This is a genomic window from Streptomyces sp. NPDC006872, assembly GCF_040635845.1.
Taxonomy (GTDB): Bacteria; Actinomycetota; Actinomycetes; order Streptomycetales; family Streptomycetaceae; genus Streptomyces.
The window spans coordinates 1076003-1094067 of sequence record NZ_JBEYIL010000001.1 but is presented as its reverse complement, the minus strand read 5'-3'; the positions used below and the strand labels follow the sequence as shown (position 1 = coordinate 1094067).

The 18065-nt window shown below is 73.2% G+C and carries 3 protein-coding genes; 2 read left to right on the top strand and 1 reads right to left on the bottom strand.

The features are described from left to right. Positions 1-36: 36 nt before the first annotated feature. The gene (locus tag ABZ725_RS04735) at positions 37-5637 is read left to right on the top strand and encodes a type I polyketide synthase (RefSeq protein WP_358801287.1); all 5601 of its coding nucleotides are present in this window, start codon (positions 37-39) and stop codon (positions 5635-5637) included. 149 nt (positions 5638-5786) lie between these two features. Beyond that, positions 5787-7001 carry a cytochrome P450 gene (locus ABZ725_RS04730; RefSeq protein ID WP_358801286.1) on the top strand — a complete coding sequence of 405 codons (1215 nt, stop codon included), beginning with the start codon at positions 5787-5789 and terminating at the stop codon, positions 6999-7001. 260 nt (positions 7002-7261) lie between these two features. Here the strand turns inward: ABZ725_RS04730 and ABZ725_RS04725 are convergent, their stop codons facing one another. Continuing rightward, positions 7262-18064: a type I polyketide synthase gene (locus ABZ725_RS04725; RefSeq protein ID WP_358801285.1), complete on the bottom strand. Its 10803-nt coding sequence runs from the start codon at positions 18062-18064 to the stop codon at positions 7262-7264. Position 18065 lies beyond the last annotated feature (1 nt).

The following is an 18065-nucleotide window of genomic DNA, read 5'->3' as shown; positions in this document are numbered from 1 at the left end:
CCAGGAACCCCACCTCACCAAGGAGCTGGCAGCGACATGTCCGACGAGGAGAAGTACCGCGAGTACCTCAAGCGGGCCGTCACCGAGGCACGCGGACTCCAGCGCCGGCTGCGCGAGGTCGAGGACAAGGCACGCGAGCCGATCGCGATCGTCGGCATGGCCTGCCGGTTCCCGGGCGGCGCGGACACGCCGGAGGACGTGTGGCGGATGGTGTCCGAGGGGCAGGACGCGATCTCGGGCTTCCCCGACGACCGCGGCTGGGACCTCGACGGGCTGTACCGCACCGACGCCGTGGAGTCCGGCGCCTCCACCACGCTGGAGGGCGGTTTCCTGCGCGGCGCGGGCGAGTTCGACGCGGACTTCTTCGGCATCTCCCCGCGCGAGGCGCTCGCCACCGACCCGCAGCAGCGGCTGCTCCTGGAGACCTCCTGGGAGGCGCTGGAGCGCGCCGGGCTCGACCCGCGGTCCCTGCGCGGCAGCGCCACCGGGGTGTTCTTCGGCGGCACGGGCGGGGACTTCGCCGGGCTGCTCGGCGCCTCGCCGCAGGCACTCGACGGCTACATGCTGACCGGCACCTCCAGCAGCGTGCTCTCCGGCCGGGTGGCGTACGTGCTCGGTCTGGAAGGCCCGGCGGTCACCGTGGACACGGCGTGCTCGTCGTCGCTGGTGTCGCTGCACTGGGCCGTGCAGGCGCTGCGCAAGGACGAGATCTCGCTGGCCCTGGCCGGCGGCGTCTCGGTGCTGGCGACGCCCGGCGCGTTCCCGGAGTTCTCCCGGCAGGGCGGTCTGGCCTCCGACGGCCGCTGCAAGGCGTTCGCCGCCGGCGCCGACGGCACCGGCTGGGGCGAGGGCGTCGGCGTGCTGGTCCTCCAGCGGCTCTCCGACGCCCAGCGCGCCGGGCACGAGGTGCTCGCCGTGGTGCGGGAGACCGGCGTCAACCAGGACGGCGCCAGCAACGGCCTCACCGCGCCCAGCGGCCCGGCCCAGCGCCGCCTGATCCTGCGGACCCTGGACGAAGCCGGCCTGGCCACCGCCGACGTCGACATGGTGGAGGCGCACGGCACGGGGACGAAGCTCGGCGACCCGATCGAGGCACGGGCGCTGCTGGCGACGTACGGCCAGGACCGTCCCGCCGACCGGCCGCTCTGGCTGGGATCCATCAAGTCCAACATCGGCCACACCCAGTACGCGGCCGGAGTCAGCGGCGTCATCAAGACCGTCATGGCGCTGCGGCATGGCCTCATGCCGAAGACCCTGCACGTGGACGAGCCGACCCCGCACGTGGACTGGACCTCGGGCGCGGTGCGGCTGCTGACGGAGGCGCGTGAGTGGCCGGACACGGGACGTCCGCGCCGGGCCGCGGTGTCCTCCTTCGGCGTCAGCGGCACCAACGCCCACCTGATCCTGGAACAGGCCCCGGAGCCGGACCTGGAGCCCGAGCCGCTCGAGTCCGGGGGCGAGTTCTCCGGGCCGGTGCCGTGGGTGGTCTCCGGACGCGGTGAGACGGCGTTGCGGGCACAGGCCCGGCAGTTGCTGGAACGCGTTGTGGAGCGGCCCGAGCTGGGCCCGGTGGACGTGGGTTTCTCGTTGGCGGGGACGCGGTCGGCGTTCGAGCAGCGGGCGGTGGTGCTGGGTGGTGGCCGGGAGGAGTTGCTGGCGGGGTTGCGGTCGGTGGCGGAGGGGGTGCCGGGGGCGGGTGTGGTGAGCGGGCGTGCGTCTGCTGACGGCGGTGTGGTGTTCGTGTTTCCGGGTCAGGGGTCGCAGTGGGTGGGGATGGGGCGTGAGTTGTGGGATGCGTCGCCGGTGTTCGGGGCGCGGATGGAGGAGTGCGGGCGGGCGTTGAGTCCGTATGTGGGGTGGTCGTTGCGGGATGTGGTGTTCCGGGGCGGGGATGATCCGTTGTGGTCTCGGGTGGATGTGGTGCAGCCGGTGTTGTGGGCGGTGATGGTGTCGTTGGCGGGGGTGTGGCGGTCGTTCGGTGTGGAGCCGGCGGCGGTGGTGGGTCATTCGCAGGGCGAGGTGGCTGCGGCGTGCGTGGCCGGCGGGCTGTCGCTCGAAGACGGTGCCCGGGTGGTGGCGGTGCGTTCGCGTCTGGTGCTGGAGAAGCTGTCCGGCAGGGGCGGGATGGTGTCGGTGGCGCTTCCGGTCGTGGAGGCGGAGGAGCGGCTGGCGCGGTTCGAGGGCCGGGTCGGGATCGCCGCCGTCAACGGGCCGTCGTCCGTCGTGGTGTCCGGTGAGCCGGAGGCGTTGGACGAGCTGCTCGCCGGATGTGCGGCGGACGGCGTGCGGGCGCGTCGTATCGCCGTCGACTACGCCTCGCACTCCGCGCAGGTCGACGCCCTCAACGACGACCTTCTCGCCGAACTGGCCGACATCCGGCCGCAGTCGTCGTCCGTGACGTTCCATTCGACCGTGACCGGGGAGCAGTTGGACACGGCGGGGCTCGATGCCGGGTACTGGCTGCGGAACATGCGGCAGACCGTCGTCTTCGAGGCGGCCGTGCGGGCCACGCTCGACGAGGGGCACCGGACCCTGCTGGAGGTCAGTCCGCATCCGGTGGTCGTGATGGCCGTGCAGGAGATCATCGACGGCGCCGGGGTGTCCGCCCGGGTGTCGGGTTCCGTGCGGCGGGACGACGCCGGCCTCGGGCGGCTGCTGACCTCGCTGGCCGAGGCGTATGTCGCGGGGGCGCCCGTGGACTGGTCCGCGGTGTTCGAGGGCGTCGGCGCCCGGGCCGTCGATCTGCCGACGTACGCCTTCCAGCGGCAGCGGTACTGGTTGCGGATGCCGGTCTCCGGATCCGGTGATGTGACGGCCGCCGGTCTGCGCTCCCCTGGGCATCCGCTGCTCGGCGCCGTCGTGGAGCCCGCGGAGTCCGACGGGCTGGTGCTGACCGGGCGGCTCGCGCTGCGGGAGCATCCCTGGCTGGCCGACCACCGGGTGATGGGGACGGTTCCGCTGCCGGGGACCGCGTTCGTGGAGCTGGCGGTGGTCGCGGGCGATCTCGTCGAGTGCCCGCACATCGAGGAACTGACCATGCAGGCCCCGCTCGCCCTGCCCGAGACCGGCGGTCTCGATCTCCAGCTCACCGTGAGCGCCCCGGACGGGTCCGGGCGGCGCGAGCTCGGGTTCTTCGCGCGCACGGACGACGAGTTCACGGCGGGCGAGTGGACCCGGCATGCCACGGGCGTCCTGTGCCCGGCCGGTCCGGCGCCGGAGGCGGCGAAGGGCAGCTGGCCGCCGCGTGCCGCCGAGCGCATCGAACTCGGTGATCTGTACGAGCAGTCGGCGGACGGGCCGTTCGCGTACGGGCCCGCCTTCCAGGGGCTGCGGGCCGCCTGGTCGCGTGGCCGGGAGGTCTTCGCCGAGGTCGCGCTGCCCCAGGAGCTGCACGAGGCGGCGGACGACTATCTGTTGCACCCGGCGCTGCTGGACGCGGCCCTGCACGCGGTGGGCCTGGGCGGTCTGCTGGACGGCGCGACCGGTCCGCTGCGTCCCTTCGCGTGGAACGCGGTGTCGTTGCACGCCACCGGCGCGACCGCACTGCGGGTGACTCTCTCCCCCGCGGGCGAGAACGCCGTCGCGCTGCACGCCGTGGACGGCTCCGGCGCTCCGGTCGTCTCGGTCGGCTCGCTGCTGCTGCGGCCCGTCGACCTCACCGAGACCGACCCCGGGGCGGCGGCCGGGCGGTCCGCCGCGCACTCCTCGCTGCTGGCGATGACGTGGACGCCGGTGCAGCTGCCCCCGGTCGAGACGGCCGGGTGGGCGGTGGTGGGCGCGGCCCCGGAGTGGGCGGACGCCGACAGCGGCGCCGTCCGCCATCCGGATCTTGCGGCGCTGAGCGCGTCGGTCGCGGCGGGCGGGCCGGCGCCCGGCTTCGTCGTGCTCGCCCTGCCCGACGGCGATCCGGGCGCTGCGGGGCTCCCCGCGCTCACCCGGGAACGCGCCGGGCTGGTGCTGGACGCGGCCCGGACGTGGGTCTCCGAGGAGCTGGACGAGCGGCTGGCGGCGGTGCCGTTGGCGGTCCTGACGACCAACGCCGTGGGGACTTGCGCGCAGGACACGGTGGCCGGGCTCGGGTCCGCGCCGCTGTGGGGGCTGATGCGTTCGGTGCAGTCGGAGAATCCGGGGCGGTTCGTCCTGCTGGACACCGACGGGAGCACCGGGTCCGGGCGGGCGGTGCCGGCCGCGGTCGCGTCGGGGGAGGCGGAGCTCGCCCTGCGCGGCGGGGTCGCACTGGCGCCCCGGCTGCACCGGCCGCCGGCCCTGGACGTCCCGGACACCGTGCCCGGTACGGGACTCGACGCGCTCGACCCGGCGGGCACGGTGCTGGTGACCGGGGCGACGGGTGGGCTCGGGGCGCTGGTCGCCGCCCGGCTGGTGGAACTGCACGGCGTGCGCCGGCTGCTGCTGCTCAGTCGGCGGGGCCCGGACGCGGAGGGCGCGGGTGAACTCGTGGCCCGGCTGGAGGAGTCGGGGGCCGCGGTGACGCTGGCGGCCTGCGACGCGGCGGACCGCGCGGCCCTGGCGGCCGTCCTGGACGGGATCCCGGACGCACATCCGCTCACCGCGGTGGTGCACTGTGCGGGCACCGCCGAGAACGCGCTGCTGGCCTCGCTGGGGCCGGAGCTGATCGACCGGGTGTTCCGGGCCAAGGTGGACGCGGCGGTGCATCTGCACGAGCTGACGGCGGGGCTGGAGCTGTCCGCCTTCGTGCTGTTCTCCTCGATCGCGGGCACCCTGGGCGGCACCGGACAGGGCAACTACGCCGCCGCCAACGCCTTCCTGGACGCCCTGGCCCAGCAGCGGCGTCGCAACGGGCTCGCCGCGACCTCGCTGGGCTGGGGGCTGTGGGCGACCGAGCGGGGCATGGGCGGCGGGCTCACCGAGGCGGCCTCGGCGGGCACGCCGATGCGCGGGGTGTCCGCGCTGCCGACGGACGAGGGCCTCGCCCTGTTCGACCTCGGCTGGCGCAGCGCCGAGCCCGTCGTGTTCCCGGCCCGGCTGAACGGGGCCGCGCTGCGGGCGCAGGCCGCGGCCGGCTCGCTGCCGCCGGTGCTGCGCGGGCTGTTCCGGGCGCCGGCGAGGCGGGCGGCGCAGAGCGAGGGGCAGGACGCGGGGGCGCAGCTGCGGCGGCGGCTCGCGGAGATGGTGCCGCTCGAACGCCAGGAGACGCTGCTGGAGCTCGTCCGCGACCGGATCGCCGCCGTGCTGGGGCATGCGTCGACCGACCGGGTGGAGACCGACCGGCCGTTCCGCGACCTCGGCTTCACCTCGCTGACCGCGGTGGAACTGCGCAACCGGCTCAACGCGGCGACCGGTCTGCGGCTGCCCGTCAGTCTCGTCTTCGACTATCCGACGCTCGGCGAACTGGTGACCCTGCTGGTCGGCAGACTCTCCCCGGACGGGGCTGAGGCCGCCGCGACGCCCGAGGACGAGCAGGAGGCGGCCGTCCGCCGGGCCCTGCTGTCCGTGCCGCTGCACCGGCTGCGTGAACACGGCCTGCTGGACGCGCTGTTGGCGCTGACCGGGGAGCAGACGGGAGCGGAGCCGGAGGCGGTCGACCGCAGCGAGGACATCAGGTCCATGGACGTGGCGGCGCTGCTCGCCATGGCCAGGGAGGCCGGGGAGCGGTGACGCGGTGACGCGGTTGCCCGGCGCGCTAGTGGGGCGATGTAGGGGGCGGGTGTAGGGGCCGTTCGTGCATAGCCTGCGAGGAAGGCCGGCCTGCCCACCCCATCACTCGTCGTTTCGTCGTTCATTCTCACGAATCTGGAGAGCAATCCATGGCCGAAGCGCCTTCCGAACCCATAGCGTTCCCGTTCCCCGACCCGCCGTCGGTCTGTGAGATGCCGCCGGAGCTCGCCGCCATCCGGGACGGCGAGTCCGTGGTGGAGGTGAAGTTCCCGGACGGCATCACCGGCTGGATGGTGACCAAGCACGCCGATGTCCGCAAAGTGCTCGTGGACTCCCGGTTCAGCAGCAAGGTCATGGCCGCCGCGGCCGCCGCCATGTCGGAGACCGAGTCCGGCAAGCTGATGAACGAGTCGCTGGTCGGCATGGACGCACCGGAGCACACCCGGCTGCGCAAGCTCGTCAGCAAGGCCTTCACCGCACGGCGGGTCGAGCAGCTGCGGCCCCGGGTCGTCGAGCTGGTGACCGAGCTCGTCGACGAACTGCAGACGCTGCCGCGTCCGGTGGACCTGGTGAAGAGCTTCTCCGTCCCGCTGCCGGTCCGCGTGATCTGCGAGCTGCTCGGTGTGCCCGCCACCGACCAGGACACGTTCCACGCCTGGTCGAACGCGCTGCTCGGCGACTGGATGCAGGTCGCGGAGAAGGAAGCGGCGACGGTCGCGCTGGTGAAGTACTTCGGCGACCTGATCGCGGTCAAGCGGGAGAAGCCCGCCGACGACCTGATCAGCGAGCTGATCGCGGTCAGCGAGGAGGACACCACGCTCACCGAGCGCGAGATCATCGCGCTGAGCATCGGCATCCTCAGCGCGGGCCACGAGACGACCGCCAACCAGATCAGCATGTTCCTGGTGACCCTGCTGCACAATCCCGAGGAGTTCGACAAGCTGCGGGCCAACCCCGAGGCGATCCCGAAGGCGATCGACGAGCTGCTGCGCTTCGTCCCGCTCACCACGACCGGCGGCATCATCCCCCGGCTCACCACCGCGGAGGTGGAGCTGAGCAACGGCAAGGTGCTGCCCGCCGGCGTGGTGGTCCTGCCCGCGGTCGCCACCGCCAACCGGGACCCCGAGGTGTTCGAGGACGGGGAGCGGCTGAACCTCGGGCGCGAGCAGAACCCCCACCTGGCCTTCGGCGGGGGCATCCACTACTGCCTCGGCGCGCAGCTCGCCCGTATCGAGCTCCAGGAGGCGTTCCGGGCCATCCTGGAGCGGATGCCGGAGGTACGGCTCGCGGTGCCCGAGTCGGAACTCCGGCTCAAGCCGGCTTCGATCATCCGCGGACTGGAGAGCCTGCCCATCACCTGGTGACAGTCGCTCAGCGCACGGCACGGCCGACGGGCCCAGCAGATCGACACCTGCTGGGCCCGTCGGCCGTTCGCCCTCCGCCCGGGCCGACGCCGTCGGGCGTCGGCCGTCGGGCACTGTGCGTCGGGCACTGTGCGTCGGGCACTGTGCGTCGTGTGCCGGGCGCCGCGTGCCGCATGCCGCGTGCCGCATGTGGCGTGTCGCGTGCACGCGAAGGGCCGCGCTCCCACAGGGAGAGCGCGGCCCGTCTACGCGAGGTGGTCCTACGCGTCACGCTCCGACAGCCACTCGTGGACGGCGGCCGCCGTGACGTCTCCGTTGCCCTCCAGCATCGTGTAGTGGTTGCCCGGCACGTCGATCGCGTCGTGGGGCAGCGGCCAGGCCGACTGCCACTGCTCGGCCGGGGGCTGCTCCTCCCCCGGTTCTATGCCGTAGCACTCCGAGGCGCGCACCAGCAGGGTCGGGGTCGCGATCTCCTTCGGCTGCCAGTGCTCGAACATTCCGAAGTACGCGGCCATCGCCGTGAGCCGGGTCCCCGTCATCTGGCCGAAGTCCTTCTCCAGCTCCAGGGCCTTCGACTCCATGACCGGCACGATGTAGGAGGTGGCGTCGTAGCCGGCCAGGTAGCTGTCGATCAGCACCAGACCCTGCGGGGCCCGGCCCCGGCTCTCCAGCCTGGCCGTCACCTCATGGGCGATCCGGCCCCCCGAAGAGCGCCCCGCGAGCACGAACGGCTCGTCGCCCACCAGCTCCTCGATGAGTCGTACGGCGTACTCCGCGGCAGCGTCCACGTCGACGGCGACCGGCTGACCGGTGACGAAGCCCGGCAGCATCAGGGACCACACGTCGCGGACGCCGCGCAACGGCGCGGCCATGCTGACCAGTTCCTGATTGCTCGCCCACACCGACTGCGACGGGAACCCGATGATCTTCGGGTGCGGTGTTCCCTCACCGAGCCGGACGAGGGTCGGACCGTTGCGGATCTCGTCCGGCTCGGAGAAGTTCGCCCTCAGGTCGACCGAGTTCCGCAGCACACTGTGGCCGAGGTCGAGCCGGCCCAGTTCGATCGAGCGCCGGTAGAGCGCCTCCACCCCATTGATCACGGCGAGGTCCCCGGCGACGGCGTCGGCGCCCTGGGCACCGCCCGTGCTGTCGGCGCCGTCGGGGGCCTCGGCCCGCGGTGCGGTCGACGCGGTCGGCGCGCCGGTGGCAGTGCCGACGGCGCCCAACTGGTCGTTGAGCTCGGCCGCGAGCCCGATCGGTGTGGGGTGGTCGAAGACGACCGTGGACGCCAACCGCAGTCCGGTGCGCTCGCCGAGCCGGTTGCGCAGCTCGACGGAGGTGAGTGAGTCGAAGCCCAGCTCGACGAAGGCGCTGCCGTCCTGGACGGCCTCGGCCCCGCTGTGCCCGAGCACCTGGGCGACCTCGCCGCGGATCAGCTCGGTCAGGACGGCCAGCCGCTCGTCCCCGGTCGCTCCCGCCAGCCGCTCGTGCAGTTGCGAAGCGGCCCTCGCGTCCGAGCGGACGGCCCGCCGCTGCGGGGCACGCACCAGCCCGCGCAGCAGCGGAGGCACCTGCTGTTCGGCGGAGGCCCGAGCGGCCGCGGTGTTCATCCGCATCGGGACGAGCAGGGCCTCGGTGCCGGCGGCGAGGGCCTGGTCGAAGGCGTCCATGCCGGTCTCGGCGGTGAAGGGGGTGAGCCCGCCACGGGCCATCCGGGCGCGTTCGGCCCGGCCCAGGTCCGCTCCCATCCCGCCGGGCTGCTCCCACCAGCCCCAGGCCAGGGCGGTGGCGGCCAGTCCCGCTGCCCGCCGGTGCTCGGCGAGGGCGTCCAGGAAGGCGTTGGCGGCCGCGTAGTTGCCCTGCCCCTGGCTGCCCAGCAGGCCGGCGGCGGAGGAGAAGAGCACGAACTCCCGCACCGATGTGTCCGCGGTCAGCTCGTGCAGATGCCAGGCCGCGTCGGCCTTGGCCCGCAGGACCGTGTCGAACCGGTCCGGGGTGAGCGATTCGACCGTTCCGTCCGCCAGCACACCCGCGGTGTGCACGACGCCGGTCAGCGGCTGCTCGGCCGGGATGTCGCCCAGCAGCGTGGCCAGGGCGTCGCGGTCGGAGACGTCGCAGGCCACGATCGTGGTGTCGGCGCCGAGTTCGGTCAGCTCGGCCAGCAGCCCGGCCGCTCCCGGGGCGTTCTCCCCGCTGCGGCTGGCCAGGACCAGGTGCCGGACGCCGTGTGCGGCGACGAGATGACGGGCTGCCACCGCGCCGAGCGCTCCGGTGCCGCCGGTGACCAGCACGGTGCCGTCGGGTCCGAAGCCCGGGGAGGCCTCCGGCGCGCGGGTGTGCCGGGCCAACCTGGGTGCGCTCGCGGCGCCCGCACGCAGGGCGAGTTGTGGTTCGCCGGCGCCCAGTGCCAGGGGGAGCGCCCGGTACGACGCGGGGTCGTCGTCGAGGTCGACGAGGACGATCCGGCCCGGGTGCTCGGACTGCGCTGTCCGCACCAGGCCCCAGACGGCCGAGGCCGCCAGGTCCTCGATCCGGTCCCGTCCGGCGGCCGGGACCGCGTCTCGGGTCAGCAGTACCAGCTGCGAGCCCATGAGACGGGTGTCGGCGAGCCAGTGCCGAAGCACCTCGTGGACCCGCCGGACGAGCTCATGGGTGGCCGTGACGACGCCGCCCTGATCACCGCCGAAGCAGGACATCGCCACCACCGGCGGGGCGGGCCTGCCCGATGCCACGGTGTCGGTCAGGGACTGCGGGTCCAGGTACGGCGTCCCGGTGAGGCCGGCCTCGACGAGGCGCGGGCGGATCTCCAGCGGGTCGAAGCCGAGCATCGCCCACTCCCCGGAGACGGCGTGGGATCCGAGGGACACCGGGGCCCATGTCACGTCGAACAGCACGTCCTGCTGCGGCGCGGAGGCGGTGAACTGCTCCAGCGCCGGGTCGCGCATGGCCAGTGAGTCGATCGTGGCGACCGCCAGCCCGGCGTCGTCGGTCACGGTGACGGACACCTCGTTGCGTCCCGTGGGGGCCAGGTGGACCCGGGCGACCGCGGCATGGGTGGCGTGCAGCCGGACTCCCGTCCAGGCGAAGGGCATGCCGCCCTTGATGGGCTCTCGGTCGGCGGTACCGCCGAGGATGCCCAGCGCGAGGGGCTGAAGGGCCGCGTCCAGCAGGGCCGGGTGCACGCCGAAGCCGCTGTCCGTGTCACCCGCCTCGTCCGGGAGCCGGACCTCCGCGAACAGCTCGCCGTCCTTGCTCCACAGGGCCCGCAGCCCCTGGAAGACCGGCCCGTAGGCGAATCCGGCCTCGGCCGTGTCCCGGTAGAAGTCGTCGATCGCGATCTCCGTGGCGCCGGCGGGCGGCCACACCTGGACCGGTTCCGTGGCGGGTTCCGCTCCCCCGTGCTCGGCCAGTACGCCGGTCGCGTGCCGCAGCCACGGTTCGTCGTCGCCCGCGTCGTCGGGCCGCGAGTACAGGCCGATGCTCCGCCGGCCGGTCTCGTCGAGCCCGCCGACCATCACCTGGACCGCTCGACCGCCCTGCTCGCCCAGCACCAGCGGGGCCTCCAGGGTGAGTTCCTCGATCACCTCGCACCCCGCCTCACCGCCGACGCGCAGAGCCAGTTCCACGAACGCGGTACCGGGCAGCAGCGCGGTCCCCAGCATCGCGTGATGGGCGATCCAGGGCTGTCCAGCGAGGGAGAGCCTGCCGGTGAACAGGAAGCCGTCCGCATCGGGCAGCCGCACCCCGGCCCCGAGCAGCGGGTGTCCGGTGGCCGTGAGCCCGAGGCTCGCGGGGTCGCCGCTGCCGGTCGCGAGCGAGTCCAGCCAGTAACGCTTGTGCTGGAAGGCGTACGTCGGCAGCTGGACCCGGCGTGCGCCGGTACCGGCGAACAGCGCGGGCCAGTCGGCCGAGGCGCCGGCCGCGTACATCCGGCCGAGGGCGCGGACGGCGCAGTCGGCCTCGGAACGTTCGCGCTGGAGGACGGGGACGCAGACGGCGTCGGTCCCGGTCCGGTCGAGGCTCTCCTCGGCCATCGCGGTCAACGCACCACCCGGACCCAACTCCAGGAACTTGTCCACACCCCGCCCGAGCACCGCCACGACCCCGTCGGCGAAACGCACCGCCTCACGAACATGCCGCACCCAGTACTCCGGCGTCGTCAGCTCCTCGCCCGCGATCCGCCCGGACAGGTTCGACACCACCGGAAGGCGCGGCGCACGGAACTCCACCGAGGCCAGCACCTCGGCGAACTCCGCCAGCATCGGCTCCATCCGCGCCGAGTGGAACGCATGACTCACCGTCAACCGCTTCGTCCGCCGCCCCTGCTCCGAGAGCGTCCGCGCGAGAGCAAGCACCGGCTCCTCGTCACCGGACAACACCAGCGAACGGGGCCCGTTCACCGCCGCCACCGACACACCCACCGGCAACTCCGGCAGCTCGTCCTCCGCCGCCTGGACGGCCACCATCGCACCGCCCGCCGGAAGCGCCTGCATCAACCGACCCCGCGCCGCCACCACCCGGCACGCATCCTCCAACGACCACACACCCGCCACATACGCCGCCGCCAGCTCACCGATCGAATGCCCCAACAGCACATCCGCCCGCACACCCCACGAACCCACCAACTCGAACAGCGCCACCTCCAACGCGAACAACCCCGCCTGCGTGAACACCGTCCGGTCCAACGCCTCCCCGTCCGAGAAGACGACCTCCTTCACCGGACGCTCCAACACCACATCCAGCCGCCCGCACACCTCATCGAAAGCAGCCGCGAACACCGGAAACGTCTCGTACAACTCCCGGCCCATACCGAGACGTTGGGAACCCTGACCGGAGAACAGGAACGCCGTCCCCCCCTCACCGACCGCCGCGCCCCCGGACAGCGCCTCCAACTGGCCCAGGAAATCGGCCTGTTCGCGCCCGACGAGGACCGCGCGGTGTTCCAGCCCCGCGCGCGAGGTGGCCAGCGAGAAGCCCACGTCCACCGGGCGCAGGTCGTGCGTGCGCAGATGCCCGGCCAGCCGCTCGGCCTGCTCACGCAGCGCCTCCGCCGACCGCGCGGACAGGGGCCAGGGCACCAGCCCCGAACCCGCACCCGGCGCCGACTCCTGCACGACCTCCGGCGCCTGCTCCAGAATCACGTGCGCGTTGGTCCCGCTGATCCCGAACGAGGACACCCCCGCCCGACGCGGACGGTCACCCTGCGGCCACTCCCGCGCCTCCGTCAGCAACTCCACCGCTCCGGCCGACCAGTCGACCTCGGACGTCGGCTCGTCCACGTGCAGCGTCTGCGGCAGCACACCGTGCCGCATCGCCAGCACCGACTTGATCACACCCGCCACACCGGCGGCGTACTGCGTGTGACCGATGTTGGACTTCACCGAGCCGAGCCACAGCGGCCGGTCGGCGGGGCGGTCCTGCCCGTAGGTCGCCAGCAGCGCCTGCGCCTCGATCGGGTCGCCCAGGGCGGTCCCCGTGCCGTGCGCCTCGACCATGTCGACGTCGGCCGCCGACAGACCGGCCGAGGCCAGGGCCTGGCGGATGACGCGTTGCTGCGACGGGCCGTTCGGCGCCGTCAGGCCGTTCGAGGCACCGTCGGAGTTCACCGCCGAGCCGCGCAGGACGGCCAGTACCTGACGTCCGTCGCGCACCGCGTCCGAGAGCCGCGCGACGGTCAGGATCCCGACGCCCTCGCCCCAGCCGGTGCCGTCGGCGCCGGCGGCGAACGCCTTGCAGCGGCCGTCTCCGGCCAGGCCGCCCTGCCGCGAGAACTCCACGAAGGCCCCGGGTGTGGCCATGACCGTCACACCGCCGACGAGGGCCAGGTCGCACTCGCCGCTCCGCAGCGCCTGCGCCGCCAGATGCAGTGTGACCAGCGACGACGAGCACGCCGTGTCCACCGTCAGGGCCGGGCCCTCCAGGCCCAGCGCGTAGGCGACCCGGCCCGACATGACGCTGCCCGAGGCGCCGGTGAGCGCGTAGCCGCCGCCTGCCTCGGCCGAGTTCATGAGCACCGTCGTGTATTCCTGCGGTGTGCCGCCGACGAAGACGCCGGTGCGGCTGCCGCGCAGGGCGACGGGGTCGTAGCCGGCGCGTTCCAGCGCCTCCCAGGAGGTCTCCAGGAGCAGCCGCTGCTGCGGATCCATCGCCAACGCCTCACGGGGCGAGATCCCGAAGAACGCCGCGTCGAACTCGCCCGCCTCCGCCAGGAAGGCGCCCTGCCGGGCTCCGCCGGACTCCTCGATGAAGGCGTTCATCGCCAGTCCGTGCCAGCCGCGGTCGGCGGGGAAGTCCGTCATCTCGTCGCGACCCTCGACGAGCAGCCGCCACAGGTCCTCGGGACCGCGTACCCCGCCGGGGAAGCGGCAGGCCATGCCCACGATCACGATCGGGTCGTCGTCCGTGGCCCGGAGCTCCGGCAGCGCGACTTCGGCGCCGCTGTCGAAGAGCTTCTCGTGCAGGTGTCCGGCGAGCCGGTGCGCGGTGGGGTAGTCGAAGACGATGGTGGCGGGCAGGCGCAGGCCGGTGACGGCGTTGAGCCGGTTGCGCAGCTCCATCGCGGTCAGGGAGTCGAATCCCAGGTCGCGGAACGGCTTGCCGGCCGTGATGTCGTCCGTCGTCGAGTGGGTGAGAACGGTCGCCGCTTCCGTGCGGACCAGTTCGAGGAGCCGGTCGTGCTGCTCGGGCGCGGTGAGTGCGGCCAGGGACTGCCGCAGGACGGAGTCGCCGACCGTCTCGTCGTCCGCGGGGTCGGCGCTGTCCTCGCTGAGCACACGGGCGACTTCGGGGATGTCCTCGATCAGCGGGCGGCGTCGGGCCATCGTGTACCCGGGGGCGAAACGGGCCCAGTCCATGTCGGTCACGGTCAGCGCGGTCTCGTCGTGCTCCAGCGCCTGCCGGAGCGCCTCGACGGCCAGCGCCGGATCCATCTGCCGGACCCCGCGGCGCTCCAGCTGTTCCGCGGTCCCGTCGGTCGCCATGCCGGTGTCCTTCCAGCCACCCCATGACACCGACGTCGCCGCCAGCCCACGCGCCCGGCGCTCCCGGGCGAGACCGTCCAGGTACGCGTTCGCCGCCGCGTACGCGCTGGTTCCGGCGCTCCCCCATACCGCGGCGCCGGAGGAGAAGAGGACGAACGCGTCCAGTTCCAGGCCGAGTTCGGCGGTGAGGTCGTCCAGGTGACGGGCGCCGAGGGTCTTGGCCGACAGCACCTTGTCGTAGTGCTCGGGGGTGGCCGCGCCGAGTTCCGCGTAACCGGACACACCCGCGGTGTGGAAGACGGCGGTGAGGGGGTGTTCGGCGAGCAGCTCCGCGAGCGCGTCCCGGTCGGTCACGTCGCAGGCGGCGACGGTGACTTCCGCGCCCAGTCCGCGGAGTTCTTCGGCCAGTTCGACCGCGCCCTCGGCCTGCTCACCACTGCGGCTGACCAGCAGCAGACGCTCGACGCCCTCCTTGGCCAGCCAGCGCGCCAGATGCCCGCCGACGCCACCGGTACCGCCGGTGATCAACACCGTGCCCGACGGACTCCACTGCCGCTGCGGCGTCGGGTTCGCGCCCAGCGGGGCACGGACCAGCCGACGTCCATAGACACCCGACGACCGAACGGCGACCTGGTCCTCGCCCTCACCGGCCGCCAACACGTTGACCAGCGAGGACGCCACCCGCCCGTCCCACACCTCGGGGACGTCCACCAGACCGCCCCAGCCACCAGGCTGCTCCAGCCCGACCACCTGGCCCAGCGCCCACACCTGCGTCTGCACCGCGGACACCGGATCGTCCGCACCCACCGCACCGGCGCCCCTGGTCAGCACCCACAGCGGCACCGCACTGTCGCCATGCGCCTGCACCAGCCGAACCGTCGACTCCAACGCCGAGTCCTCGTCCCAGGCCAGCAGGGACACCACACCCGACACGTCGGCGAGTGCCGCACCGTCGAGATCCTCCCGCACGGACACCTCCGCACCGGCCGCCTCCAGCGCCCCCCGGACCTCGTCGACCGGCGCGCCACCACCACGGCTCACCACCAGCCACGTCCCCGACAACCGCCCGGCCGAAGGGACCGTCACCGAACGCCACACCGTCCGGTAACGCCACGAGTCCAGCACCGACCGCTCCTGACGCCCCCGACGCCAAGCCGACAACGCCGGCACCACCGGCTCCCACACACCCGGCGCCGAACCGTCCACGAGCGCCGCGACACCCTCGGCGTCCACCCGCTCCACCGCACCCCAGAACGCCGCGTCCACCGGATCGACGGCGCCCTCCGCGCCGGGGGGCACCATCGTGTCCTCGATCCAGTAGTGCTGGTGCTGGAAGGCGTACGTCGGCAGATCCACCCGACGCGCACCGCTCCCCGCGTACAGCAGCGACCAGTCCACGGGCGCACCCGCCACATAGGCTTCCGCCAGCGACGTCAGGAGACGCGTCGCACCACCGTCGTCACGCCGCAACGACCCCACGGCCGCTCCAGCGCCGGACGCGCGCTCCAGCGTCTCCTGGATCGCCATCACCAGGACCGGGTGCGGGCTGGACTCCACGAAGACCTGGTGCTCCTGTTCGGCGAGCATCCGGATCACCGGCTCGAACAGCACCCGCTCCCGCAGATTCCGCACCCAGTACGCCGCGTCCAGACCGGCGGTGTCCATCCGCTCACCGGACACCGTGGAGTAGAAGGCCACGGACGACGACTGCGGCCGGATGTCGGCCAGCTCCGCCATCAGATCGGCGTTGAGGGCGTCCACCTGCGCGGAGTGCGAAGCGTAGTCCACCGCGATACGACGCGCCCGCACCCCGTCCGTCTCACACCCGGCGAGCAGCTCGTCCAGCGCCTCCGGCTCACCGGACACCACCACCGACGACGGCCCGTTGACCGCGGCGATCCCGACCCGGCCCTCGAACCGCGCCAGCCGCTCCTCCGCGTCGGCGACGGGAAGCGCCACCGACACCATCCCGCCCCTGCCGGACAGCTTCTCCAGCACCAGACGGGAGCGCACCGCCACCACCCGGGCACCGTCTTCGAGCGACAGCCCGCCCGCCACGCACGCCGCCGCCACCTCGCCCTGCGAATGACCCACCACCGCCGCCGGCTCCACACCGAACGACCGCCACACCCCCGCCAACGACACCATCACCGCCCACAACACCGGCTGCACCACATCCACCCGAGACCACAACGGATCATCCCCGCCCCGGAACACCACATCCCTCAACGACCAGTCCACAAACGGCGACAGCGCACGCTCACACGCCACCATCGACTCCCCGAACACCGGCGACGCATCCCACAACTCACGCCCCATCCCCACCCACTGCGAACCCTGGCCGGGGAAGACGAACACGGCACCCGTGCCGGCCTCGCCGGTACCGCGGACGAGGCCGGGCACGTCGAGTCCGTCGGCCAGGGCGGTCAGCGCAGCGGGCCGGTCCTGGCCCTCCTCGGTGAACAGCACCGCGCGGTGGGCGAGCGTGGAGCGGCTCGTCAGCAGGGAGTGGCCCACGTCCGCGGCCGCGAGTCCGGGGCGGGCGTCGAGGTGGGCCCGCAGCCGTGCGGCCTGTTCGCGCAGGGCGACCTCGGTGTTGCCGGAGATCAGCCAGGGCAGCGGGACGGGCCTGGTGGTGAGGGGAGGCTCCGTTCCGTCGTCCGGCTGCGCCTCAGCCGAATCCGGCTCGGGCTCGGGCGCCAGCTCCGGGGCCTGTTCGAGGATCACGTGTGCGTTGGTGCCGCTGATGCCGAACGACGACACGCCCGCTCGCCGGGGGCGTCCGGTGTCCGGCCAGTCCCGCGCCTCCGTCAGGAGTTCCACCGCGCCCGTGGACCACTCCACCTGGCTGCTCGGCTTGCCCACGTGCAGCGTCTTGGGCAGTACGCCGTGCTGCAGCGCCAGCACGCTCTTGATGACACCGGCGACACCGGAGACGGCCTGGGTGTGCGCGATGTTCGACTTCAACGAGCCGAGCCACAGCGGCCGGCCGTCGTGCCGGTCCTGGCCGTAGGTGTTGAGCAGGGCCTGCGCCTCGATCGGGTCGCCCAGGGTCGTGCCCGTGCCGTGCGCCTCGACCATGTCGACGTCCGCGAGGCCCAGCCCTGCGTTGGCGACCGCCTGCCGGATCACCCGCTGCTGCGCCGGACCGTTCGGCGCGCTCAGACCGTTCGACGCACCGTCCTGGTTCACCGCCGAGCCGCGGATCACCGCGAGGACCGGGTGGTCGTTGCGGCGCGCGTCGGCGAGGCGTTCCAGCAGGACGACGGCGACGCCCTCGCCCCAGCCGATGCCGTCGGCGTCGTCGGAGAAGGCCTTGCAGCGGCCGTCCGCCGCCAGGCCGCGCTGCCGGGCGAAGGTCACGAAGGCGGACGAGGTGGCCATCACGGCGACGCCGCCGGCCAGCGCCAGCGAGCAGTCGCCCTGCCGGAGCGACTGCGCGGCGGAGTGCAGCGCGACGAGGGAGGAGGAGCAGGCGGTGTCGATGGTGACGGCGGGGCCCTCCAGGCCCAGGACGTAGGAGACGCGGCCGGACATGATGCTCGCCGAGCCGCCGGTGATGGCGTATCCCTGGTCGGTCGGCGAGTTCATCAGCTTGACCGTGTGCTCGATGGCCGTGCCGCCGACGAAGACGCCGGTCCGGCTGCCCTGCAGCGAGTGCGGGTCGATCCCGGCCCGTTCCAGCGCCTCCCACGAGGTCTCCAGCAGCAGCCGTTGCTGGGGGTCCATGGTCAGGGCCTCACGGGGCGAGATCCCGAAGAAGCCGGCGTCGAAGTCGCCCGCCCCGTCCAGGAACGCGCCCTCTCGGGTGTACGTGGTGCCCGGCCGGTCGGGGTCGCTGTCGAAGAGCGAGGAGAGGTCCCAGCCCCGGTCGTCGGGGAAGCCGCTGACTCCGTCGGCGCCGTCCACCACCATCTGCCACAGCTGCTCCGGCGAGTCGACCCCGCCGGGCAGCCGGCAGGCCATGCCCACGATGGCGAGTGGTTCGCGCGCCCGGTCCTGGCTGTCCTTGAGCTGCTGACGGGTCTGCTGCAGTTCGGCCGTGACCCTGCGCAGATAGGTACGGAGTTTGTCCTCGGTCATC